Consider the following 23,562-nt stretch of genomic DNA (forward strand, 5'->3'; position numbering starts at 1 on the left):
CGACCGGCGAAGGAGACATCCATGACCACCGGCCACGCCGACCCGACGCGGCTGACGATCGACGACCTGCCCCGGCTGGTCGCGGCGGCTGCAGCTACCGAACCCGACCGCACCGCGTTCACCGACGGCGATTCGGCCCCGGTGAGTTACGCCGACCTGCACCGACAGCTGACCGAGCTGGACACGGCGATGGGCGGCGTACTCGGCCCGGCCGAGCTGTTACCGGTGGTGTTGACCGGCCTCATCCCGGAGCGGCTCGCCGATCCGGCCGGCGGCGGCCTGGACGGGGTCGTCACCGCCCTGCTGGCCGATCTCGTCGAGTTGCTCGATCCGACGGGTAGCGGTCTCGATGCCGGCGATACGCTCGCCGCGTTGTTCGCCGAGCAGGTTCACCGGACCCCGGCGGCCGTCGCGGTGGAGTTCGCCGGCGCGACGTGGACCTATGCCGAATTCGACGCCGCCGCGAACCGGTTGGCGCGTTATCTCGTCGCGCTCGGGGTCGGCCCCGAGCGCACCGTCGGTCTGGCCCTGCCGCGCTCGGTCGAGCTGCTGATCGCGATGTACGCGGTGATCAAGGCCGGCGGCGCGTATGTGCCCATCGACTCGAGCCATCCGGCCGAGCGGATCGGTCACGTGCTGGACACCGCCCGGCCGGTGGTGATCCTCACCGTCGCCGCGGTGGCCCCCGGGCTGCCGGTCGGCTACCCGGTCCGGCTGGTGGACCAGCTGGACCTGGCGTCGTACGACCCGAGCCCGGTCGGCGATGCCGACCGGTTACTCCCGCTGCGGCCCGAGCACCCGGCGTATCTGATCTTCACCTCGGGATCCACCGGCCGCCCGAAGGGGGTGCTGGTACCGCACCGCGCGATCGTGACCAACCTGCGCTGGCGGCAACGTGAGTACGGGCTGACCGACCGCGACGTGGTGTTGCAGAAGACCCCGTTCACCTTCGACGTGTCGGTGTGGGAGTTCTTCTGGCCGCTCCAGGTCGGGGCCCGATTGGTGATCGCCGCGCCGGACGGTCATCGTGATCCGGCCTACCTGGCTCGCACGATCGCCGAAACCGGCGTCACCGTAGCCCATTTCGTTCCGTCGATGTTGGCGATCTTCCTGGCGGAACCGGCGCTCGCCGGCATCGATTCGTTGCGGTACGTGTTCGCGTCCGGTGAGGCGCTGCCGGCCGCCACGGTCGCGCGGTTCGCCGAGGTGAGCTCCGCCGAGCTGCACAACCTCTACGGGCCGACCGAGGCCGCGATCGACGTGACCCATTACCGGACCCGGCCCGACGACGAGACCGTGCCGATCGGCGTCGCCATCGCCGATACCGAACTCCTGGTGCTCGACGACGCACTGCGGCCGGCGCCGCTCGGCGTGGCCGGCGAGCTCTACTTGGCGGGAACACAGCTCGCCCGCGACTACCTGGGACGTCCCGACCTCACTGCGGAGCGGTTCGTCGCCCGGCGAGGTGGCACCGGGCGGATGTACCGGACCGGCGACCTGGTCCGGCGGCGAGCCGACGGACTGTTGGAATACCTGGGCCGGAGCGACTTCCAGGTGAAGGTCCGTGGCCAGCGGATCGAGTTGGGCGAGATCGAGTCCGTGCTGTTGCGCTATCCCGGCGTCCGGTCGGCGGCCGTGGTGAAGTATTCCGACGAACGGGTAGGCGACCACCTGGTCGGGTATCTGGTGACCGACGAAGCGATCGAGGGATTCGATCCGACGGCGATCACGGCGGTCGCACGAGCGAGTTTGCCCGACTACATGGTTCCGGACCGGTTCGTGGCGCTGGCCGACTTCCCGTTGACCGCCTCCGGCAAGCTGGACCGAAAGGCGCTGCCGGCGCCGGATTTTGCCGCCGTGCACGAGTTCCGGGAACCGGTGACGCCGACCGAAGTGACGGTCGCCGGAGTGTTCGCGGAGCTGCTGGGCCTGGAGCGGGTGGGCCTGGACGACGACTTCTTCGTCCTGGGCGGGAATTCGCTGATCGCTACCCGGGCGATCGCGCGGGTCAATGTCGCGTGCGCGGTCGAGGTGCAGATCGGGCAGTTCTTCGGCAGCTCGACGGTGGCGGATCTGGCTCGGCTGGTGGATGAATCACCCACGACGCAGGTGCGTCCGGCTTTGGTTGCGCGGCCGCGGCCGGAGCGGGTGCCGTTGTCGTTGGCGCAGTCGCGGATGTGGTTTCTGAACCGGTTCGATCCGGAGTCGGTCGCGTACAACGTCCCGTTCGTGGTTCGGCTCACGGGCGCGCTGGACGTGGTTGCGCTGCAGGCGGCGGTGGCCGATGTGGTGTCGCGGCACGAGGTGTTGCGCACCGTGTACCCGGAGTTCGACGGCGCCGGTTGGCAGGTGGTGCTGGAGCCGGCCGCCGCCGGGGTCGAACTGACTGTCGGCGAGCTGATCAGCGAGGCCGACCTGCTGCCGGTGATCGGCGACTTCGTCACGACCCGGTTCGACGTGACGCGGCAGGTCCCGGTCCGGGCGCGGATCTGGCCGGTCCGGTTCGACACCGAGGCATCCGACGGAAACGAGTTCGTGCTGGCCGTGGTGGCCCAGCACATCGCGGTCGACGGGTATTCGGCGACCCCGTTCATGCGGGACATGATGGTGGCGTACGAGTCTCGGTTGCGGGGTGGGGTGCCGGGGTGGGCGCCGTTGGGGGTGCAGTATGCGGATTACAGCGTGTGGCAGCGGGAGGTGTTGGGGGCGGAGTCGGATCCGGGGTCGGTGATGGCGCGGCAGTTGGGTTTTTGGCGTGGGGTGTTGGCGGGGGTGCCGGTGGAGTTGGGGTTGCCGTTGGATCGGCCGCGGCCGGTGGTGGCCAGTGGTCGGGGTGGTGTGGTGGGTTTCGGGTTGTCGGAGGTGCAGTGGGCGGGGTTGGAGCGGGTGGGGCGGGAGTTGGGGGCGACGCCGTTTGTTGTTTTTCATGCGGTGTTGGTGGTGGTGTTGGCGCGGTTGTCGGGTGAGTGGGATGTGGTGGTGGGGGCGCCGGTGGCGGGTCGGGGTGAGGCGGAGCTCGACGAGTTGGTGGGGATGTTTGTGAATACGTTGGTGTTGCGGACGCGGGTGGATCCGGGGATGTCGTTTGCGGAGTTGGTGGTTCGGGTTCGGGGTGGGGATGTGGCGGCGTTGGGGAATGCGGATGTGCCGTTCGAGCGGTTGGTGGAGGTGTTGGATCCGCCGCGGTCGCAGGCGCGGCATCCGTTGTTCCAGGTCGCGCTGTTCTTCCAGAACGTCGATCGCGTGGACCTGGGCGCGGCCGGGGCCGGGGTGGCGCCGGTGGAGATCGAGTCCGGCGTGTCGCGGTTTGATCTGCAGTGGTCGGTGCAGGAGGGGTTTGATGGTGTGGGTGTGCGGGAGGGGTTGGTGGGGAGTGTGGAGTATGCGGTGGAGTTGTTCGATGAGGTGACGGTGGTGGGGTTTGTGGAGCGGTTGGTGCGGGTGGTGGATGTGGTGGTGGGGGATGTGGGGGTTGTGGTGGGGGATGTGGATGTGTTGGGGGTGCGGGAGCGAGGGCTGTTGTTGCGGGGGTGGAATGCGACGGATCGGGTGGTGTCGGCGGGGGGGTTGTTGGCGGGGTTCGATGCGTCGGTGCGGGTGGATCCGGATGCGGTGGCGGTGGTGTTCGAGGGTGTGGTGGTGACGTATGGGGAGTTGGATGTGCGGGTGAATCGGTTGGCGCGGTTGTTGATCGACGTGGGTGTGGGTCCGGAGGTGTTGGTGGGGTTGGTGTTGCGGCGTTCGGTGGAGTTGGTGGTGGGGATGTATGCGGTGTTGCGGGCGGGTGGGGGGTTTGTGCCGGTGGATCCGGATCATCCGGCGGAGCGGGTGTCGTATGTGTTGGGTGTGGCGGATCCGTTGTGTGTGTTGAGTGTTCGGGGTGATGGGGGGGTGGTGCCGGGGGGTTGTTCGGTGGTGTGGTTGGACGAGGTGGATCTTTCTGCGGGGTCGGTGTGGTCGGGGGCGCCGGTGTCGGTGGGGGAGCGTCGGGGTGTGGTACGTCCGGGGAATACCGCGTATGTGTTGTTCACGTCGGGGTCGACGGGGCGGCCGAAGGGGGTGGTGGTACCGCATGCGGCGGTGGTGAATCAGATGGTGTGGTTGGTGGCGGAGTACGGGTTCGACGGTTCGGTGGTGTGGTTGCAGAAGACGGCGACGACGTTCGATGTGTCGTTGTGGGGGTTTTTCGCGCCGTTGTGGGTGGGGGGGCGGGTGGTGTTGGCGGTGCCGGGGGGGCAGCGGGATGTGGGGTATGTGGCGGGGTTGATCGCGGAGTATGCGGTGACGGTGACCGATTTCGTGCCGTCGATGTTGGGGGTGTTCGCGGGGTTTGTCGAGGGGGGGTTGTTGGGGTCGTTGCGGGATGTGTTGGTGATCGGGGAGGCGTTGCCGACGTCGGTGGTGCGGGCGTTCGCGGGGGTGGCGCCGGGGGCGCGGGTGCACAATTTGTACGGGCCGACCGAGGCTGCGGTGTCGATCACGTATCGGCAGGCGGGGGTGTCGGATGGGGGGGTGTCGGTGCCGATCGGGGTGCCGGTGTGGAATTCGCGGGTGTATGTGTTGGACGGCCGGTTGGGGTTGGTGCCGGTGGGGGTGGCGGGTGAGTTGTATCTGGGTGGGGTGCAGGTGGCGCGGGGGTATGCGGGTCGTCCGGATTTGACGGCGGAGCGGTTTGTGGCCGATCCGTTCGATGTGGTGGGTGGGGGCCGGTTGTATCGGACGGGGGATGTGGTGGTGTGGGACGCGGCGGGTGAGTTGGTGTATGTGGGGCGGTCGGATTTTCAGGTGAAGTTCCGGGGGCAGCGGATCGAGTTGGGGGAGATCGAGGCGGTGTTCGCGGGGGTGGCGGGGGTGGGTCAGGTGGTGGTGACGGTGTTCGAGGGGGGTCAGGGGCAGCAGTTGGTGGCGTATGTGGTGGCGGCGGATCCGGTGGTGGGGGTGGATCCGGACGGGTTACGGGTGCTGGTGGGGCGGGAGTTGCCGGTGTATATGGTGCCGGACGCGGTGGTGGTGCTCGAGGAGTTGCCGGTGAACGCGGCGGGGAAGTTGGACCGGGCGGCGTTGCCGGCGCCGCAGGCGCGGGTGGAGGTGTTCCGGGCGCCGTCGACGCCGGTGGAGGAGATTGTGGCGGGGGTGTTCGGGCAGGTGTTGGGGGTGGCGCGGGTGGGTGCCGATGACGACTTTTTCGCGTTGGGGGGTAATTCGCTGGTCGCGACGCAGGTGGTGGCGCGGTTGGGGGCGGCGTTGGATGCGCGGGTGCCGTTGCGGGTGTTGTTCGAGGTGTCGTCGGTGGCGGGGTTGGCGGCGCGGTTGGAGTCGCATGCCGATACCGGGCGGGTGGGGTTGCGGGTGTGGGACCGGCCGGCGCGGGTGCCGTTGTCGTTGGCGCAGTCACGGATGTGGTTTCTGAACAGGTTCGATCCGGGGTCGGGGATCTACAACCTGCCGTTCGTGGTGCGGTTGTCCGGGGTGGTGGATGTGGACGCGGTGCGGGCGGCGTGGGCGGATGTGGTGGCCCGCCACGAGGTGTTACGCACGGTGTATCCCGAACACGACGGGGTCGGGTTCCAGGATGTGCTGGACCCGGCCCGGGCCGGGGTCGAGCTCGAGGTGGTGGCTGCGGTCACCGAGGACGCGGTGCCCGCGTTGGTCGCCGAGTTCGTGGGTGCGGGTTTCGATGTCACGACCGGGGTCCCGGTCCGGGCCCGACTCTGGCCCCTCACCACCACCACTACCGACACCGACACTGATGCTGTCGAGACTGGTGTGGTGGGTGTGGTTTTGGGTGTGGTGGTGCATCATATTTCGGCGGATGGGTTTTCGGTGGGTCCGTTGGTGCGGGATGTGGTGGCGGCGTATGCGGCGCGGGTGGGGGGTGGGGTGCCGGGGTGGGCGGCGTTGCCGGTGCAGTACGCGGATTACAGCTTGTGGCAGCGGGCGGTGTTGGGGGCGGAGGAGGATCCGGGGTCGTTGTTGGCGGAGCAGGTGGGGTTTTGGCGGGGGCAGTTGGCGGGGTTGCCGGAGGAGGTGGGGTTGCCGGTGGATCGGCCGCGGCCGGTGGTGGCCAGTGGTCGGGGTGGGGTGTATCGGTCGGTGTGGGATGCGGGTGTGATGGCGGGGGTGGCGGGGGTGGCGCGGGGGTGTGACGCGACGCCGTTCATGGTGGTGCATGCGGTGGTGGCGGTGTTGCTGGCGCGGTTGTCGGGGGGGTCCGATATTGCGGTGGGGACGCCGGTGGCGGGGCGGGGTGAGGCCGAGCTCGACGAGTTGGTGGGGATGTTCGTGAACACGTTGGTGTTGCGGACGTGGGTGGATCCGGGGGCGCGGTTTGTCGATGTGGTGGAGCAGGTGCGGCGGGTGGATGTGGCGGCGTTCGGGCATGCGGATGTGCCGTTCGAGCGGTTGGTGGAGGTGTTGGATCCGCCGCGGTCGGCGGCGCGGCATCCGTTGTTCCAGGTGATGGTGGCGTTCCAGAACCTGAACGCGGCGGCGGAGCCGGTGGAAGTGGCGGGTGTGGCGGTCTCAGGGGTCGAGTTGCCGGTGGTGACGGTGAAGTTCGATCTGCAGGTGACGTTCGTGCCGCAGCCCGATGGGGGGCAGCTGGTCGAGTGGGCGTACGCGACGGATTTGTTCGATGCGGACACGATCGCGGGGTACGCCGATCGGTGTGCCCGGTTGGTGGCGGCGGTGGTGGCCGATCCCGAGGCGGTGGTGGGGGATCTGGTGTGGTCGACCGGGGCGGAGACGGCGGCGTTGCTGGCGGTGGGCCGGTCGCCGGCGGTGGGGCGGGCTGTGGCGGGGGCGGACACGTTGGCGGGGTTGTTCGCGGCGGCGGCGGCAGCGCATCCGGGGCGGGTGGCGGTGTCGGCGGGCGCGGCGCGGGTCACGTATGCGCAGTTGTCCGGGCTGGTGGGGCGGTGGGCGCGGTTGTTGATCGATGCCGGGGTCGGGCCGGGGGTGTTGGTCGGGGTGGTGTTACCGCGGGATGAGCGGTTGGTCGCGGTGTTGGTGGCGGTGTTGACCGCGGGGGGTGGGTATGTGCCGGTCGATCCGGGTGCTCCGGCGGAGCGGATCGCGGTCGTGCTCGCCGATGCTGCACCGACGGTGGTGATCGTCACGGCGGCGGATCGGGGGCGGGTCGCGGGGAGCGGGGCGCGGGTCGTGGTGGCCGACGAGGTCGAGGTGTCGGGGTATTCCGATGCGCCGGTCACCGATGCCGACCGGACCCGCCCGCTACGCGGTTCGGATGTGGCGTATGTGATTTTCACCTCGGGGTCGACCGGACGCCCGAAAGGGGTGCTGGTCGAGCACCGTAACGTGGTCGAGTTGCTGGTCAACACGCAGGGATTGTTCGGGTTCGACGAAACCGATGTGTGGACGTTGTTCCACTCGTACGCGTTCGATTTCTCGGTGTGGGAGATCTGGGGTGCCCTCGCTCACGGCGGGGAAGTGGTGGTGGTCGACTACTACACCGCCCGGTCTCCGCACGCGGTGCACGAGTTGGTGACCACGCGGGGAGTGACGGTCCTCAACCAGACACCGTTGGCGTTCTACCAGTTCGCCGAGGCCGACCGCACCATCGAACCCGCCGCCGGGGGTCCGGGGTTGGTGTTACGGCACGTCATCTTCGGTGGTGACGCGTTGGAACCGGGGAAGCTGACCGGCTGGTTCGACCGCCACCACGACACGGTCCGGTTGACCAACATGTTCGGGATCACCGAAACCACCGTCCACGTCTCCGCCACGACCGTCACCGCGGAGCTGGCCGCCGCGGCCGGGCCGAGCGTGATCGGTCGGGGTATCCCCGGGTTCCGGCTTTACGTCCTCGACTCCCGGCTGCACCCGGTCCCGGTCGGGGTGGCCGGGGAGTTGTACGTCGCGGGCCGGCAGGTCACCCGCGGCTACCTCGACCGGCCCGCCCTGACCGCGTCGCGTTTCCTCGCCGACCCGTTCGCCCCCACCAGCCACCCGGACCGGTTGTACCGGACCGGGGACGTGGTCCGCTGGAACAACCACAACGAACTGGAATACCTCGGCCGCGCCGACAACCAAATCCAGCTCCGCGGGTTCCGCATCGAACTCGGCGAAATCGAAGCCGTCCTCACCACCTCCCCCCACATCGCCCACGCCGTGGTCACCCTCGACCACGACACCGACCGCGGTATCGACCGACTCATCGCCTACATCGTCCCCACCACCCCCGCCACCCCACCCGACCCCACCACCCTGCGCGAGCACACCAGCCACCACCTCCCCGACTACATGATCCCCACCACCTTCATCACCCTCGACACCATCCCCCTCACCATCAACGGCAAACTCGACCACACCGCCCTACCCACACCGGAGCTGCCGGAGCGGGAGCACCGGGCACCGGTGACCGCCGCCGAGACAGCGGTGGCGGAGGTGTTCGCCGAGGTCCTCGGCGTCGACCAGGTGGGTCTGGACGACGACTTCTTCGCGCTCGGCGGGAACTCGCTGATCGCGTCGCGGGTGGTGGCCCGGATCGGGGTGGCACTGGACACCGTGGTGCCGATACGGGTGCTGTTCGAGGCCCCCGATGTGGCCGGCCTGGCCGAGCGGGCGGCGGCGCTGCGCGGCGCGGAACGGACACCGCTGACCGCGCGGGAGCGTCCGGTGCACGTGCCGTTGTCGTTCGCCCAGTCGCGAATGTGGTTGCTGAATCGGATCGCCCCCGACTCGATCGCGTACAACATCCCGTTTGTGATTCGGCTGAGCGGACCGGTCGATGTATCGGCGTTACGCGCCGCGCTGACCGACGTCGTCGCCCGGCACGAGGTTCTGCGGACCGTCTACCCGGAGTACGGCGGCACCGGCTACCAGCGGATTCTCGACCCGGCGACCGCCGGCGTCGAACTGGCCGTAGTCGACCCGATCGGTCCGGAGCAGGCGCAGGAGGCCGTCGCCGAGGTCGTCGGCTCGGGGTTCGATGTGACGGAGTCGGTCCCGGTGCGGGCTCGGCTCTGGCCACTCGGCGATCGGGCGGAGTTCCTGCTGGCCGTGGTCGTGCACCACATCAGCGCCGATGGATTTTCGATGGGCCCATTGGTCCGGGACGTGATAACCGCGTATACGGCCCGGCTTTCCGGCTCGGCACCGGATTGGCCGATGCTGCCGGTGCAGTACGCCGACTACGCGCTGTGGCAACGGGAGGTGCTCGGCGACGAGGCGGACCCGAGTTCGGCGATTTCGACTCAGCTCGATTATTGGCGGGAACAACTGGCCGGTATCCCGGATGAAATCGGACTCCCGCTGGACGGCCTGCGCCGAGAAACGACCGAGGCTGCCGGATATCACCGATTTACTCTTTCCGGGGAACTGCGCCGCGGGATGGCCGAGATTGCTCGAGCCGACAACGCGACGATGTTCATGGTGGTGCATGCCGCGTTGGCGGTAACCCTCGCCCGGACCACGGGTGGGACCGATATCGTGATCGGCACCGGGACCGCCGGGCGGGGCGAAGCGGCGCTCGACGACCTGGTCGGGATGTTTGTCAACACCCTGGTCTTGCGTACTCCGATCGATCTCGGTGCCCGATTCGATGCGTTACTCGCCCAGGTGCGGGAAACCGACGTGGCTGCGTTCGGGAATTCGGATGTGCCGTTCGAGCGGTTGATCGATGTGCTCAATCCGCCACGGTCGCCGGGACGAAATCCACTGTTTCAGGTGATGTTGGCGTTCCAGAACCTGGACGCGGCCGGCCTCGAGTTGCCCGGACTGACCGTCACCGCGATGGATGACGCGGCGGAGATCGCGCGGTTCGATCTGCAGCTGACCGTCTACCCGGACGAACCGGGCACCGACGAACTGGTTCTGGGCATGACCTATCCCGAGGCATTGTTCGAGGCCGCGACGGTGCGCAACCTGGCCGGTCGGTTGCGCCGGGTCGTCGAGGCGTTGGTGGCCGACCCGCAGGTAATCGTCGGGGATATCGACATCCTGGACGCCCGCGAGCGCGAGCAACTTGCGGCTTCACCGATTGCCACCGAGATCGTCGACGACAACCGAGTCCTCCCACAGGTGCTGGCGGCGACCGTCGAAGCAGATCCCGAAGCTCCGGCCTACCTGACCGATGGTCCGGAGATCAGTTTTGCCGAACTCGACGCGGACTCGTCCCGACTGGCTCGGCTGTTGATCGCGCGGGGAGTCGGAGCGGGCACCGCCGTGGCGATCAGCCGCACCGGGCCGGCCGCCCTGATCTCGCTCTGGGCGGTCTGGAAAGCCGGCGCAGTCGTCGTCGCGCTCGAGTCGACCGCCGATGCGGTACCTGCCGGCGCCGGCTTCGTCCTGGCCGATCACCGGTACACACCCGCTCACGGCGCCGACACCGAGCTGGTCATCTGCGACACGGATTCGGTGAACACCGAACTGTCCGGCTACTCCGCACGACCGGTCACCTACCAAGATCTGGCTCGGCCGATCCGCGCGGACGATCCGGCACTGATCCTGCCCGGAGCGGACCGGGCGATCGGTCACGGACAGTTGGCGGTCGCGATCGATCGGTTGGCCGAGCGACACGGTATCGACTACGAGTCGTGCCTGTTGTTGGCGGCTCCGCTGACGTCGCGAGTCGGCCTTGCCGGGGTGTTGCTGGGTGCTGTCGCCGGGCCTGTGTCGGTCCTGGCCGACGAGTCGGCGACGGTCGCGGACCTGGTCGAGCTGGTCGAGCAGGAGGAGGTATCGCATGCGTTCGTCGGTGCGCAGCGGACCGGCGAACTCGGGGCCGACAGCGCTCGCCTCGGCGAGGTTCTGCGCGATACCGCGGTGCGGGTGATCGACGCCGAGTCGCTGGAGCGTTGGTGACTATTCAGCTGGTGCCGGCGGCGCGGCGGAAGCCGCGGATTGCCGGGAGCACACAGATCGCCAGTGTGCCCAGCGACCACGCGATCGTCTGCAGCAGCGGCCCGGCTACCGGGCCGCCGAGCGACAGGCCCTTCATCGCATCGATGGCGCAGGACATCGGCTGATGCGCGACGACCGCCTGGAGCCACGGGGGATAGGCGGCCAGCGGGACGAATCCGGTGTTGAAGAACATCAGCAGCATGGTCAGCGCCGCGATGATCTGCACCATCTGCATCCCGTCCGAGTCGGACGTATTGGTCGTCACCGCGGCGACGAACAGCGCGAACCCGACGCCGAACAATATCGGTATGCAGAACAAGCCGATCGCGGCAAGCGGACCCTGGTGAAACCGGAACCCGAGCAGCAGGCCCACCGCCGCGATCACCAGCGACGTGACCAGGACCCGGACCATCTCGGCCAATACCCGGCCGAGCAATACCGACGCCCGATGGATCGGCAGCGTCCACATCCGGCTCAGTAGGCCACTGATCCGATCGCCGCCGATGCTCAGCGCGCTGACCGTGGCACCGGACATCGCCCCGACGATCATGATCATCGGGACCGTGCCGTAGACGCTCGACTGACCGGTTGCTGCCGAGATCGAGTCACCGAGCACGACGCGCAGCATGAGCAGCATGACCGCCGGGTACACGGTCGACTGGATGATCGTGGTCGGGTCACGGAACCACTTGAGCAGTAGCCGCAGGCCCTCCAACCAGCTGCATCGAATCAGACTGGCGAAGCCGCGTTCGGGGTAGACGATGTCCGGTTCGGGAAGCTGGAACCGCGGCGTCGACGAGGTGAGGGCGGTCATCCACGCCTCCGGCTGGCCCAGGCCGCGAGCGGCAGGAAAATCACGAACATCCCGATCAACCAGGCCAACGGTGGCCCGAGCAGGCCCGGGGTGATCCCCGGATCGGCGAGATCGCGGAGGGCGAAGGAGAACTGCGACACCGGTTGGTTACGCACGAACGGGCGGATCCACGCCGGGAAGCCGGTTTCCGGGACGAAGCCGCAGGACAGCATGCCGAAGATCAGCGTCGGCAAGGTAAGCGCCTGGGTGACCGAGGCGGGGTTCTTGGCGGACAATCCGAGCACGTCTGCTCCCAGGGCCAACGCGGTTGCCACCCCGAGCGCAAACAGGCAGAAGAGCGCGGTCTGTGCGGGCCCGCCGTAAACTCGGAAACCGATCAGATACCCGAAGCCGAGCGCGGCGATCAGGGAGAGGGTGGATCTGATCAAGGCGCCGGTGACTCGCGCCGCAACCGGGACCAGCGGCGCGATCGGCATGGTCTGCATCCGCTCGACGAAGCCGCTCATCGCTTCCACCGCGGAGTAGGCCGCTGCCGAGGTCATCGTGAACGACATCGCCTGCAGCACGATGATGGCCATCACGAACTGGGCGTAGTCGATGCCCTGGACCTGCATGACGTACTTGAGCGGTAGGTAGAACCCGATGGTGAAAATCAGCGGGGCCAGGACCGCGATGATGAACTCGCCTTTGACCCGCATCATCCGAACGGTCCGCTTGGTCAATGCCAGCCATTGGATGAAACTGCTCGGCTGAGCCCGGATATGCCGGTTCACCAAGGTGGTCATCGAGGACCGTTTCCGGAATCGTCGTTGCTCACGGGGCGCTCGGCGCCGCAGGCCCGGTGATGTTCAGGAAGACATCGTCCAGGGATGGTCGCCGCAGGCCGATGTCGGTCAGCGCGATCCCGGCGGCGTCCAGCCGCCGCAGCGCCTCGGCCAGCGTGGCCGGCCCGTACGGGGCCGGAATCGAGATATGGTCGCGGCTTTCCGAGCCGAGCACCTCGGCGCTCACCGACGCAGGCACCAGATCGCCGAGTGCGGCAACGGTGCGGGCGAGTTCCTGCGGATGAAGCGGCACCACATCACAGTAACTGCCACCGATCATCGCCTTGAGCTGGTCTGCGCTGCCCTCCGCGATCACCGTGCCGTGATCGATCACGATGATGTTGTCCGACAAGAGGTCGGCCTCTTCGAGGTACTGGGTGGTCAGCAGCACCGTGATGCGCTGCTCGCGCAAATTTGCCACCAGGTTCCAGATCGTCTGGCGGCTGCGCGGATCCAGGCCGGTGGTCGGCTCGTCCAAGAACACCACCTCGGGCCGAACCACCAAACCGCAGGCCAGATCGACCCGGCGGCGCATCCCGCCGGAATATTCCTTGATGCTGCGATCGCTGGCCTCGACCAGATCGAACTGCTCCAGCAGCTCGTCCGCGCGCCGTCGCGCGTGCCGTTTGCCCAAGCCCATCAACCGGCCGAACAGCACGATATTTTCTCGGCCGGTCATAGTAACGTCGACCGCGGCGTACTGGCCGGTCATCATGATCGATCGACGTACGTCGGCGGCGTGCCGGATCACGTCGTGGCCGGCGACGGTCGCGGTTCCGGAGTCGGGCCGCAGGAGCGTCGACAGAATCTTCACGGTGGTGGTCTTGCCGGCACCGTTGGGGCCGAGAATGCCCAGGACGGTGCCGCGGTCCGCCTGAAAACTGATCCCGCGCAGCGCCTCTACCTTGCCGAAGGTCTTGCGGACCCCACTGACGTAGACGGCGGTTTCGCGCCTACTTGGCATGGGCTCCCACTGTCTGGTCGGATCGTTGTTACGGTGCAATGCTACCGGGGTTGAAACTCGGACCGGTCGACGGTGTCGGACGAAACCGGCACGGGGTATGCTTCGCCGTGTCCTAAACGTTACCTGCTGGTTGCACGAATGGGGTCTCATGCCTATGCAACACACGATGGTCCGCGTGGCAATCGGCGCGATAGCGGCGCTGATCTCGACGTCGGTGGCGATTCCGGTCGGCTCGGCAGCGCCGGTCGATCCCATCGTCACCGGCAATTCGTTGTTGCACGCGGTCACCGCACCGAACGGTTCGTATGTGGAGAAAGCCACTCTCGAAGACGATCGGCACCTCACCATCTATGTGCATTCGGCATCGATGAACAAGACGGTGCCGCTGCAGGTGCAGCGTCCGGCCGACACCAGCGTGCCACGGCCGGTGCTGTACCTGCTCAACGGTGCCGGCGGTGGGGAGGACAGCGCGACCTGGGAGGCGAAGTCGGACGCGCTCGAGTTCTTGGCCGACAAGAACGTCAACGTGGTGTCCCCGGTCGGTGGCAAGTGGTCGTACTACGCGGACTGGCGGGCGCCCGATCCCGAGCTCGGGGTGAACAAGTGGCAGACCTTCCTACTGGACGAGATTCCGCCGCTGGTCGATGCGGCGCTGGGCAGCAGCGGACTGAATGCGTTGGCCGGTATCTCCACCTCCGGGACGACGGTGCTCGCGCTCGCCGAAGCGCGGCCCGGAATGTACAAAAGCGTCGCGGCGTACTCGGGTTGTGCGCAGATCAGCGACCCGATCGGATATCAGTTCGTCAAGGTGACGGTCAATGTCTGGGGCGGCGGCAATGTCGACAACATGTACGGCCCCCAGGGTGATCCGATGTGGGCCGAGCATGATCCGGTCCTGCATGCCGAGAAGCTCCGGGGGACGACGCTGTACGTGTCGAGCGGCAACGGGTTGCCCGGTTCGCACGACACGCTGACCGATTCGCACCTGCAGGCGCAGGGTCCCGGTGGCCTGGCCAATCAGATGGTGGTCGGCGGCGCGATCGAGGTCGGCACCAACTTCTGCTCGCACAACCTGGCCAACAAGCTGAGCGAGTTGCAGATCCCGGCGACGTTCAATTTCCGGCCCAACGGCACCCACTCGTGGGGCTATTGGGAGGACGACTTCAAGGCCTCGTGGCCGGTGATCGCCCCGCCGATCGGGCTCTGACCTCCGGACGTTGTCGGCTCTCGTGGCGGCGCACTAGTGTTGGTCCGGTGCGCCGGCAAATAGCGGACGCCGCGGTGGGAGGAGTTCGATGTCGGATTCGGTTTCAGGCGAGTCCGACGTAGCTGCCGAGTCGGTCGAGCAGGTGAGTTCGGAGGTCCCGGCCGGTTCGGACGCGAAAGTCGAGTTGGAAAAATCGGCGGCCGAGGTGCCGCTCGACCCGGCCGGAACCCGCGTGCTCAGCATTTCCGATCCGCGAACCGGCGAGTCGGTGGGAACGTACGCGGTGATGGGTTCGGCCGACGTCGCCCGGATTCTGCTGGAGGCCCGTTCGGCGGCGCGATGGTGGACCGGTCTGGAGGTCGCCGATCGGAAACGCTGGCTGTTGGCGTGGAAGCGCGCCATCGCCCGTCGGGCCGACGACCTCGCTGCGGTGATCGCCGAAGAGACCGGCAAGCCGGGCAACGATGCGTTGATCGAGGTGATGCTGGCGGTCGAGCACCTGGACTGGGCGGCACGGCACGCCGGCAAGGTGCTCGGCAGTCATCGGATCAGCACGGCACCGCTGGCGCGGCACCTGTCCGGCACCGTGCGTTATGTGCCGTACGGGGTGGTCGGGGTGCTCGGCTCGTGGGCCTACCCGCTGCTCGGTCCGATGAGTTCGATCGCCTACGCGATGGCGGCGGGCAACGCGGTCGTGCTCAAACCGCACGAGCTCACTCCCGGCGTCGGGGTGTGGCTCGCCGAGAGTTGGCGTCGGGTGGTACCGGATCAGCCGGTACTGGCCGTGCTGACCGGAGACGAGTCGACCGGTCAGGCGCTGTGTCGGGGACGGGTGGACAAGATCTCCTTCACCGGGTCCGCGGCAGGTGCGCGCGCCGTGCTCGCGGTCTGTGCGCAGAACCTGACCCCGGTGCTGGTCCAGGGCGGTGGTAACGACGCCATGGTGGTCGGGGTGGATGCGCGGGTGGACACGGCGGCCGAGGCGGCCGTGTTCGGTGGGATGACCAACGCCGGCCAGGCCCGGGCCGCGATCGAACGGGTGTATGTCCCGGACTCGATCTTCGACTCGTTCGTCGCGGAGGTGGCGGCCCGGGTCCGCCGGCTCCGGCCGGGCCCCGATCGGGATGCGTCCTACGGGCCGATGACCGATCCGGCGCAGCTCGACGTGGTCCGCCGCCAGGTACGGGATGCCCTTGCCAAGGGGGGGACTGCGGTGGTCGGTGGCCTGGACTCGTTCCGGGAGCCGTACATCGAGCCGATCGTTCTGACCGATGTGCCCGAAGACGCCGCCATCATGATCGAAGAGACGTGCGCGCCGGTTCTCGTGATCAACCGGATCGCCACCGACGAAGGCAGCTTTCGGGGGGTGCTGTCCCACCTGAACGCGGGCTCCTACGGGCTCGGCGCGGCGATCTACGCCCGGGATGTCAAGGAAGCGCTGGCCAACGCCGAGCGGATGCGGGTCGGGGTGGTCTGCGTCAATACCGTCCTCGGGTTCATCGCGTTGCCGGAACTACCGTTCGGTGGGGTCGGTGAGTCCGGATACGGCCGCACCCACGGTGCGGAGGGGTTGCGCGAGTTCAGCTGGGCACTGTCGATCGTGCGTGGGCGGCGGGCACCGGGTCTGCGCCTGCAGACCTTCGACCGGCCGCCGCGGCACATGCGATTGGTACGGGCGGTGTTCCGGCTACGGCACACCCGGCGGCGGGGCGAGGAGCCGAGCCCGCCGGTCAGTTGAGGGTCAGGTAGGCGCAGCCGAACGGATCGTCGGCGAACGGTAGGTGACCCGCTCCGTTGAGGGTCACATGTCGGGCCTGCGGCAGCGCGACCCGGGCCCGACGGGACTGGGTCCGGTAGGGCAAAACGACGTCCCGGGAACCCCACACCACGGTGACCGGGACCGAATCCAACTCGGCAGCATCGCGAAACTCGTAGTCGGCGAACGACGCCGCCGCGTCGTCGAAGCCGGTGCTGTTCGCCAAGCCGGCGAAGTCACCTCGACGTTGTTCCGGTGGGGTAAGGCCGGGCTTGCCGTAGAAGGCGGCGAACAGCGGCAGCAGCGCAACCGAGCCGGCGTGGGCTTGCAGTCGCTCCCCACCCAGCCGACCGAGCCCCCGACTCGTGGCCAGCAGTCGTTGGGTCCAGATCCGCTCCGCCTTCGACCAGAAGCCGACCGGGGCGAACGCGGTCACCCGGTCGGCCCGGCCCCGGCGGGCCAGCTCGAGGGCGATGCCACCGCCCATCGAGCTGCCTGCCAGCTGCACTCGAGCCAGGCCCTGCTGATCCAGGAAAGCCTCGACCGCGCCGATCAGCGATCCCATATCGGTCCGGTTGGTCGGTGGGCTCGCGCCGAAGCCGGGCAGGTCGACTGCGAACACCTCGCGCCGGGCCGCGAGCGTGTCGAGCACCGGCTGCCACACCTCCTTACGGCTGCCCAGCCCGTGCAATAGCACGAGCGGGGCGCCGCTACCCCGGCGGATATGGGATAACATCAGGCGTGGCGTCCGTGCCGCAACCGCACGATCTGCTTGATCATCGCGACGGTGGACGACTTTCGGCTGAACGACAACAACGCCATTCCCGGGATCACGAACCGCTGCCGAGCGATCGAATGCGTCCGGGTGAATTCGCGCAGGCCGTCCGCCCCGTGGATCCGGCCGATCCCGGATGCGCCGACTCCGCCGAACGGCAGGGCCGAGATCGCGGCGAACGACAGTGGGGCATTTATCGAGGTGGCGCCGGCCCGCAACCGGCGGGCGATCGCCATCCCGTGCTGGCGGGAGAAGACCGTCGAGGCGAGGCCGAACTCGGTGCCGTTGGCCAGTTCGACCGCCTCGTCGATGCCGGCGACCGACCGCACGGTAACCGTCGGCCCGAACGTCTCTTCCTGCACCGCACGGGAGCTTTCCGGGGTATCGACCAGCACGACCGGTCCGATGAACGGCGCCCGCACCGAATCCGGGCCGCCGACCACGGCCCGGCCCCCCTGGGCCAGGGCGTCTTCGATATGCGACCGAACGATGTCGAGCTGGGCCGGCATGGTCATCGGACCATAGGACGCCCGTTCGTCGGATCCGGGCTCGATGCCCTGCAGCTTGTTCTGCAGCTCGGCGAGAAATTGCTGGTAGACCCGCTCGTCGACATATACCCGTTCGGTGCCGACGCAGGTCTGGCCGCTGTTCGCCATCGCCGACCAGGCGACCGCGTCCGCGGCGGCCGGTATGTCGGCGTCGTCGGCGATGATGAACGCGTCCTTGCCGCCGCATTCGAGCAGCACGGGGGTGAGCGTTGCGGCGGCGGCCGCCATGATCTTCTTCCCGGTCGGGGTCGAGCCGGTGAACGCGATCTTGTCCACACCGGACTCGACCAGCGCGGCGCCGGTGGCGCCGTAGCCGTTCACCACCGTCAGGACCCCCGGCGGCAGCTCGGGGTTGGCCGCGGCGAATGCGTCGGCGTAGTAATGCCCGATCGCCGGGGTGTACTCGCTGGGCTTGAAGACCACGGCGTTGCCCGCCGCCAAGGCGTACGCGATCGACCCGTTCGGGGTGTATACCGGGTAGTTCCACGGGCCGATCACGCCGACCACCCCCAGCGGGGGACGCTCGATGACCGCCTCGTGATTTGCCATGAACATGCCGGGCGCGACCTTCTCCGGCGCCAGCGCCTTCTCGGCGTTCCGGGCGGCCCAGTCGATGTGTTCGAGTGCGAGCAGGAGCTCGAGGTAGGCGTCCTCGAGCGGCTTGCCGTTCTCCCGATGGATCAACGCGGTGAACTCGTCGGCGTCGGCGACGAGCCGGCTGTTCCAGCGCAGCAGCGCCTTTTTGCGGCCGGCGAAGCCGAGTTCGCGCCAGCCTTCGGCCGCGATCCGGGCCTGCTCGACCGCCGCGCGGACGGTGTCGGCGTTGTCGACCGGCCATTCGCCGACCACCGCGCCGGTGACCGGGTCGAGCGAGCGCAGCACCTCGGTCTGGGTGGGCTCGGCCGGCGTGGGCTCGGTCTGGGTGGGCTCGGCCGGCGTCTGCTTCGTCTGGGTGGGCTCGGTCCGGGTGGGCTCGGTTGCGTCGGTGGCCTGTGTCTCGGTCATGTGCGGTCTCCTTCTCGGGTGGTGGGCTCGTCCGGGCTGGCGGCGAACAGCAGCGTCGTCATCAGCTCGGTCACCCGCCGCAGCTGCGCCGGCCGGGTGTCGAAGTGAACCAGGCGTCCGATATCGACCACCAGACCGAGCGCGGCGTGCACGCGGATGCGGGCCCCGGCAGGGTCGGCTGGTCGCAGTTGCTCCAGCAGATGTACCCACTCTCCTACATTCTGCCGCTGCAAGGACCGCAACTCATCTTGTTGCGGTGTCGGCAGGTTCCCGAACTCGGCGAAGTACACCGACACCAGATGGGGATGGGCGAAGGTCAGCGCGGCGTAGCGGGCGGCGATGTTGGCGGCGGCCTCGGCCGGGCTCCCGGACTCGGCCAAGGCGTCGGTGATCACCTGGCGCACCCGGTCGTTGCTGCGATAGAACGCCGCGGCCAACAGTGCGGACTTGCTCGGGTAGTACCGGTACACGCTGGAGGCGTTGACGCCGGCCGCCTCGCCGATCTCCTCCATGCTGGCGTCGTAGTAGCCGCGCTGTCCGAACACCCGGATCGCTTCGACCAGTACCCGCTCTTGTTTCGCGGTCACCGCCAGTCCGGGCGGTCCGGTGCAGCTCGCGGGTTCGGTCGGGGCGGGCGAGAGCCGGGTTCGCAGCACGGCGTGACACAGGTCGGCGAGCAGCTGCTGCATCCGGCTCGTCGGCAGGTTGGTCCGGTGCCCGGAGATGCTGCCGATCGTGCTCAGTGCCGCAGCCGCCAGCATGACGACATCGGCGTCGGCGAGGTCCGGGCGCAGCTGCCGCAACGGTTCGGCCACCACCTCGTTCAGCTGGTCGTAGACCTCGCGGATCCGATTGCGGTCGGCCGGCTCCAGGTAGCGCCGTTCCCAGCGGTAGAGCGCGCCGACCCGGCGGTTTTCGATCGTGATAGCGACCAAGGCGTCGACGATCGCGGCGAGCCGCAGGTCCGGCGGCCGGGTCGGATCGTCGCCGGCGCGGGCGGCGTCGACCAGGGTCTGGGCGCTGGATTCGGCTGCAGCCACGAACAGCGCGTACTTGTTGGCGAAGTGTCGGTACAGCGCGGGGCCGGAGATGCCCACCTCGGCCGCGATCTCGTCCACGCCGACCGGGTGATACCCGCGCTCGCTGAAGGCCCGCGCGGCGACTCGCAAGATCTGGCCTTTGCGGTCTTTCGGTCGTCGTCGTAATTCCGGCGAGTTCGCCGACATCCACCCCACCTCCTACCGAACCGCCGCGCGGCGGCGTGCCATCGTTGTTGACAGTTGCACCCTATCGCAATAAGTTAACCGCTATTCTGGTCCGGTAAGTTAACCAGAATTCGCGTCGCCGTCGTCGCTGTAACGAGTGAGGAACTATGTTGCGTACCCGGTTCACCGAGGAATTCGGGATCGAGCACCCGATCGTCCAGGGCGGAATGATGTGGGTCGGCCGCGCCGAACTCGTCGCCGCCGTCGCCAACGCCGGAGCGCTCGGTTTCATCACCGCGCTCACCCAACCGACGCCGGACGACCTGCGCGCGGAAGTGGCCCGCACCCGGGAGCTCACCGACCGTCCGTTCGGGGTGAACCTGACGATTTTGCCGTCGATCACGCCGCCGCCGTACGAGGAGTACCGGCAGGCGATCATCGACAGCGGCGTCACGATCGTCGAGATCGCCGGGGCCAACCCGGCCGTGCATACCGCGCACCTGAAGGAACACGGAATCAAGGTGATCCACAAGGCGACCAGCGTGAAGCACGCGCTGAAAGCGCAACAGGTCGGAGTCGACGCGGTCAGCATCGACGGTTTCGAATGCGCCGGCCACCCGGGGGAGCAGGACATTCCCGGGTTGGTGCTGATCCCGGCGGCGGCCCGGGTGCTCGACATCCCGGTGCTCGCCTCCGGCGGTATCGCCGACGGCCGGGGACTGGCCGCCGCGCTCGCGCTGGGCGCCGACGGCGTGAACATGGGGACCCGCTTCCTCTGCACCCAGGAGTCGTCGATCCATCACGCGGTGAAGGAGAAGATCGTGGCGAACAGCGAGCTCGAAACGCAGCTGATCTTCCGCACCCTGGGCAATACGGCTCGGGTCGCCGACAACGAGGTGAGCCGCAAGGTGGTGGAGATCGAGCGGGCCGGCGGCACCTTCGCCGACATCGCGGATCTGGTCTCCGGCCGGCGGGGCCGCAAGGTCTTCGAGAACGGCGACCTGGACGCCGGCATCTGGAGCGCCGGGTTGTGCCAGGGGCTGATCGACGACATCCCGACCGTCGCCGAGTTGGTCGACCGGATGGTCGCCGAGGCGACCGAGATCATCACCCACCGGCTGGCCGAGCTGGTCGCCGCTCCGGTATCGGCGGATCGGGCATGACCGAAACCACCGCGACCGAAACCACCGCGACGGTGGCGAGCGGATTCAGCGTCGTCACCGCGGACCGGATCTGCCGGATCACCATCACCAAGCCGAAGCGGCTCAACGCCATCGACTACGACGCGATGGTCGGCCTGGGGGATGCGTTCGCAGCGGCCGGCGCCGACCCGTCCGTCCGGGCGGTCGTGCTGACCGGCGAGGGCAACGCCTTCTGTACCGGCGCGGACCTGTCCGGGGTCGCGGCCGCGGCCGCACGCGGTATCACGCCGGAGATGACGATGGATGCGGCGAACCGGCTGACCAAGTCGATCGTCGACTGCCCGGTGCCGGTGATCGCCCGGATCAACGGTCCGGCGGCTGGTATCGGAGTCGCGCTTGCGCTGGCGGCCGACCTGACCTACGCGAGCCGGGATTCCTACCTCCTGCTCGCCTTCATCAACATCGGTCTGATGCCGGACGGTGGTGCGGCGGCGCTGGTCGCGGCTGCGGCCGGGCGGCCGTTGGCGAACGAACTCGCATTGCTCGGCGGCCGGCTACCGGCGGCCGACGCCGTGGCCGCCAACCTGATCACCGCCGCGCTCCCGGACGACGAGCTGGACGCCCGCGTCGACGCGGCCGCGACCAAGCTGGCCAACGGCCCGCGGCGGGCCCAGGAACTGACCAAACGGGCGCTCAACCGGGCGACGCTGACCGCACTGGACGGTGCACTCGCCGACGAACACGCAGGCCAGGTCGAACTGCTGGCGTCGGCCGACTTCGCCGAGGGCGCGATGGCCATGTTGCAGAAGCGGCCGGCGAAGTTCGCCGACTAGCGGTCCGATCGGCCCCAGACCTCGTATAGGAGACACAGAACGTGACGGACCAACCGCTTCGGGCGCGCCGTAACCATTGGAACAACCAGGTCGCCATCCATGCCGAGATGCAGCCGGACGCGGTTGCGTTCCGCTTCCGCGGCATCGATACCACCTGGCGGCAACTGCACGAGCGCAGCGAGAAGGTGGCGGACGCGCTGGCGCGGCGGGGCGTCGGCTTCGGCGACCGGGTGCTCATCGTGATGCTCAACTACACCGAGTACATCGAATCGGTATTGGCGATCAATGCGCTCGGTGCGATCGCGGTGCCGGTGAACTTCCGGCTCACCCCGCCGGAGATCGGCTACCTGGTCGCCGACAGTGGCGCGAAGGGGGCGATCACCGACGGCATGCTCGCGCCGCTGGTCGCTGCGGTTCGCGCGCAGGTGCCCGGCCTGGACTTCGCCGTCGTGCTCGGCGACGCTGCGGTGGGCGACGCTCCGGTGGGTGACGCAGAATCCTACGAGGCGCTGCTCGCCGAGCCGGGCGATCCGCACCCGGCGGTCGACATCCCGGAGGACACCCCGGCGCTGATCATGTACACCTCGGGCACCACCGGACAGCCCAAGGGGGCGATCCTGTCGCACGCGAATATGGCGGCCCAATCGCTCACCTGCATCCGCGCGCTGCAGACGCACGCGGCGAGTGTCTATTTCTGCGCCGCGCCGCTGTTCCACATCGCCGGCCTGGGCAGCATCGCGCCGAATCTGGTGCTCGGGGTCACGACGGTGATCCACCCGCTCGGTGCGTTCAGCGGGACCGAGACCCTCGACGCGTGGGAGCGGGAACGGGCCACGTCGGTGTTCCTCGTTCCGGCGCAGTGGCAGATCGTCTGCGCCGATCCGACCGTCCGGGACCGTGATCTGGCGCTGGAGGTGATCAGTTGGGGCGCCGCGCCGGCGTCGGACACCGTGCTCCAGGCGATGGCCGAAACCTTCCCGGACGCGCTGAACGTAGCGGTCTTCGGGCAGACCGAGATGTCGCCGATCACCTGCGTGTTGGAGGGCAAGGACGCATTGCGCAAGCTCGGGTCGGTCGGTCAGCCGATCCCCACGATCTCCACCCGGGTGGTCGACGACGAGATGAACGACGTCGCGCCCGGTGAGATCGGTGAGATCGTCTATCGCGGGCCCACGATGATGTCGGGCTACTGGAACAAGCCGGAAGCGACTGCCGAGGCGTTCGACGGCGGCTGGTTCCATTCCGGCGACCTGGTGCGCCGAGACGAGGAGGGCTTCGTCTACGTCGTCGACCGGAAGAAGGACATGATCATCTCCGGCGGCGAGAACATCTACTGCGCCGAGGTGGAGAACGTGCTCTTCGCCCACCCCAAGGTCCGGGAGGCGGCGGTGATCGGTCGAGCACACGACAAGTGGGGCGAAGTGCCGGTCGCCATCGTCGCCGGCGACGAGTCGTTGACCCTGGAAGAACTGGAACCGTTCCTCAACGAGCGGCTGGCGCGCTACAAGCACCCGAAGGACCTGGTGCTGGTCGAGGAGTTGCCGCGGAACGCCAGCGGCAAGGTGGTCAAACAGCGGTTGCGGGACGACCACGCGCCAGTCGACGTCGCGGCGAAGGCATAGGCGC

At 68.3% G+C, this 23,562-nt stretch carries 12 protein-coding genes; 6 read left to right on the top strand and 6 right to left on the bottom strand.

All coding sequences use genetic code 11. The features are described from left to right. The first annotated feature begins 21 nt into the window (after positions 1 to 21). On the top strand, positions 22 to 10,824 hold the full coding sequence (locus KV203_RS19910; RefSeq protein ID WP_218821012.1) for a non-ribosomal peptide synthetase: 10,803 nt from the start codon (positions 22 to 24) through the stop codon (positions 10,822 to 10,824). Between the two features lie 4 nt (positions 10,825 to 10,828). Here KV203_RS19910 and KV203_RS03775 read toward each other — a convergent pair whose 3' ends face one another. The 3 genes from KV203_RS03775 to KV203_RS03785 are packed head-to-tail and all read right to left on the bottom strand — an operon-like array spanning position 10,829 to position 13,465. Further along, positions 10,829 to 11,677, bottom strand: coding sequence for an ABC transporter permease (locus tag KV203_RS03775; RefSeq protein WP_066468735.1), 849 nt, complete (start codon positions 11,675 to 11,677; stop codon positions 10,829 to 10,831). Beyond that, positions 11,674 to 12,462: an ABC transporter permease gene (locus KV203_RS03780; protein WP_066468734.1), complete on the bottom strand. Its 789-nt coding sequence runs from the start codon at positions 12,460 to 12,462 to the stop codon at positions 11,674 to 11,676. The genes KV203_RS03775 and KV203_RS03780 overlap by 4 nt, the downstream gene beginning before the upstream one ends. Before the next feature lie 28 nt (positions 12,463 to 12,490). Further along, a complete protein-coding gene (locus KV203_RS03785) occupies positions 12,491 to 13,465 on the bottom strand; it encodes a daunorubicin/doxorubicin resistance ABC transporter ATP-binding protein DrrA (RefSeq protein ID WP_066468733.1) in 975 nt (324 codons plus the stop codon). 166 nt (positions 13,466 to 13,631) lie between these two features. On the opposite strand from KV203_RS03785, the gene KV203_RS03790 reads away from it, so the two are divergent. Beyond that, the gene (locus KV203_RS03790; RefSeq protein WP_174522028.1) at positions 13,632 to 14,672 is read left to right on the top strand and encodes an alpha/beta hydrolase; all 1,041 of its coding nucleotides are present in this window, start codon (positions 13,632 to 13,634) and stop codon (positions 14,670 to 14,672) included. 88 nt (positions 14,673 to 14,760) lie between these two features. After that, positions 14,761 to 16,410, top strand: coding sequence for an aldehyde dehydrogenase family protein (locus tag KV203_RS03795; protein WP_083529918.1), 1,650 nt, complete (start codon positions 14,761 to 14,763; stop codon positions 16,408 to 16,410). Here the strand turns inward: KV203_RS03795 and KV203_RS03800 are convergent. The 3 genes from KV203_RS03800 to KV203_RS03810 are packed head-to-tail and all read right to left on the bottom strand — an operon-like array spanning position 16,403 to position 19,982. Then, positions 16,403 to 17,164 carry an alpha/beta fold hydrolase gene (locus KV203_RS03800; RefSeq protein WP_066468732.1) on the bottom strand — a complete coding sequence of 254 codons (762 nt, stop codon included), beginning with the start codon at positions 17,162 to 17,164 and terminating at the stop codon, positions 16,403 to 16,405. The two genes, KV203_RS03795 and KV203_RS03800, sit on opposite strands and share 8 nt — an antisense overlap. Beyond that, positions 17,164 to 18,756, bottom strand: a complete 1,593-nt coding sequence (locus KV203_RS03805; RefSeq protein ID WP_083529917.1) for an aldehyde dehydrogenase family protein — start codon at positions 18,754 to 18,756, stop codon at positions 17,164 to 17,166. The genes KV203_RS03800 and KV203_RS03805 overlap by 1 nt, the downstream gene beginning before the upstream one ends. Beyond that, the gene (locus tag KV203_RS03810; RefSeq protein ID WP_066468731.1) at positions 18,753 to 19,982 is read right to left on the bottom strand and encodes a TetR/AcrR family transcriptional regulator; all 1,230 of its coding nucleotides are present in this window, start codon (positions 19,980 to 19,982) and stop codon (positions 18,753 to 18,755) included. The genes KV203_RS03805 and KV203_RS03810 overlap by 4 nt, the downstream gene beginning before the upstream one ends. Before the next feature lie 146 nt (positions 19,983 to 20,128). Between KV203_RS03810 and KV203_RS03815 the strand changes: the two genes are divergently transcribed. Genes KV203_RS03815 through fadD5 form a run of 3 tightly spaced genes read left to right on the top strand, consistent with a single transcriptional unit; the run spans position 20,129 to position 23,558 of the window. After that, on the top strand, positions 20,129 to 21,124 hold the full coding sequence (locus KV203_RS03815; protein ID WP_174522027.1) for an NAD(P)H-dependent flavin oxidoreductase: 996 nt from the start codon (positions 20,129 to 20,131) through the stop codon (positions 21,122 to 21,124). Next, positions 21,121 to 21,936 carry an enoyl-CoA hydratase-related protein gene (locus KV203_RS03820; protein ID WP_083529916.1) on the top strand — a complete coding sequence of 272 codons (816 nt, stop codon included), beginning with the start codon at positions 21,121 to 21,123 and terminating at the stop codon, positions 21,934 to 21,936. The genes KV203_RS03815 and KV203_RS03820 overlap by 4 nt, the downstream gene beginning before the upstream one ends. Before the next feature lie 41 nt (positions 21,937 to 21,977). Next, positions 21,978 to 23,558, top strand: a complete 1,581-nt coding sequence (gene fadD5 / locus KV203_RS03825; protein ID WP_066468729.1) for a fatty-acid--CoA ligase FadD5 — start codon at positions 21,978 to 21,980, stop codon at positions 23,556 to 23,558. Positions 23,559 to 23,562 lie beyond the last annotated feature (4 nt).

The sequence above is a fragment of the Skermania piniformis genome, from assembly GCF_019285775.1.
In the GTDB taxonomy this organism is placed as follows: Bacteria; Actinomycetota; Actinomycetes; order Mycobacteriales; family Mycobacteriaceae; genus Skermania; species Skermania pinensis.

Excerpts from the sequence above, each read along its gene's own strand:
- KV203_RS19910 (WP_218821012.1), top strand. The coding sequence starts at position 22 with ATGACCACCGGCCACGCCGACCCGACGCGGCTGACGATCGACGACCTG.
- KV203_RS03775 (WP_066468735.1), bottom strand. The coding sequence starts at position 11,677 with ATGACCGCCCTCACCTCGTCGACGCCGCGGTTCCAGCTTCCCGAACCG.
- KV203_RS03780 (WP_066468734.1), bottom strand. The coding sequence starts at position 12,462 with ATGACCACCTTGGTGAACCGGCATATCCGGGCTCAGCCGAGCAGTTTC.
- KV203_RS03785 (WP_066468733.1), bottom strand. The coding sequence starts at position 13,465 with ATGCCAAGTAGGCGCGAAACCGCCGTCTACGTCAGTGGGGTCCGCAAG.
- KV203_RS03790 (WP_174522028.1), top strand. The coding sequence starts at position 13,632 with ATGGTCCGCGTGGCAATCGGCGCGATAGCGGCGCTGATCTCGACGTCG.
- KV203_RS03795 (WP_083529918.1), top strand. The coding sequence starts at position 14,761 with ATGTCGGATTCGGTTTCAGGCGAGTCCGACGTAGCTGCCGAGTCGGTC.
- KV203_RS03800 (WP_066468732.1), bottom strand. The coding sequence starts at position 17,164 with ATGTTATCCCATATCCGCCGGGGTAGCGGCGCCCCGCTCGTGCTATTG.
- KV203_RS03805 (WP_083529917.1), bottom strand. The coding sequence starts at position 18,756 with ATGACCGAGACACAGGCCACCGACGCAACCGAGCCCACCCGGACCGAG.
- KV203_RS03810 (WP_066468731.1), bottom strand. The coding sequence starts at position 19,982 with ATGTCGGCGAACTCGCCGGAATTACGACGACGACCGAAAGACCGCAAA.
- KV203_RS03815 (WP_174522027.1), top strand. The coding sequence starts at position 20,129 with ATGTTGCGTACCCGGTTCACCGAGGAATTCGGGATCGAGCACCCGATC.
- KV203_RS03820 (WP_083529916.1), top strand. The coding sequence starts at position 21,121 with ATGACCGAAACCACCGCGACCGAAACCACCGCGACGGTGGCGAGCGGA.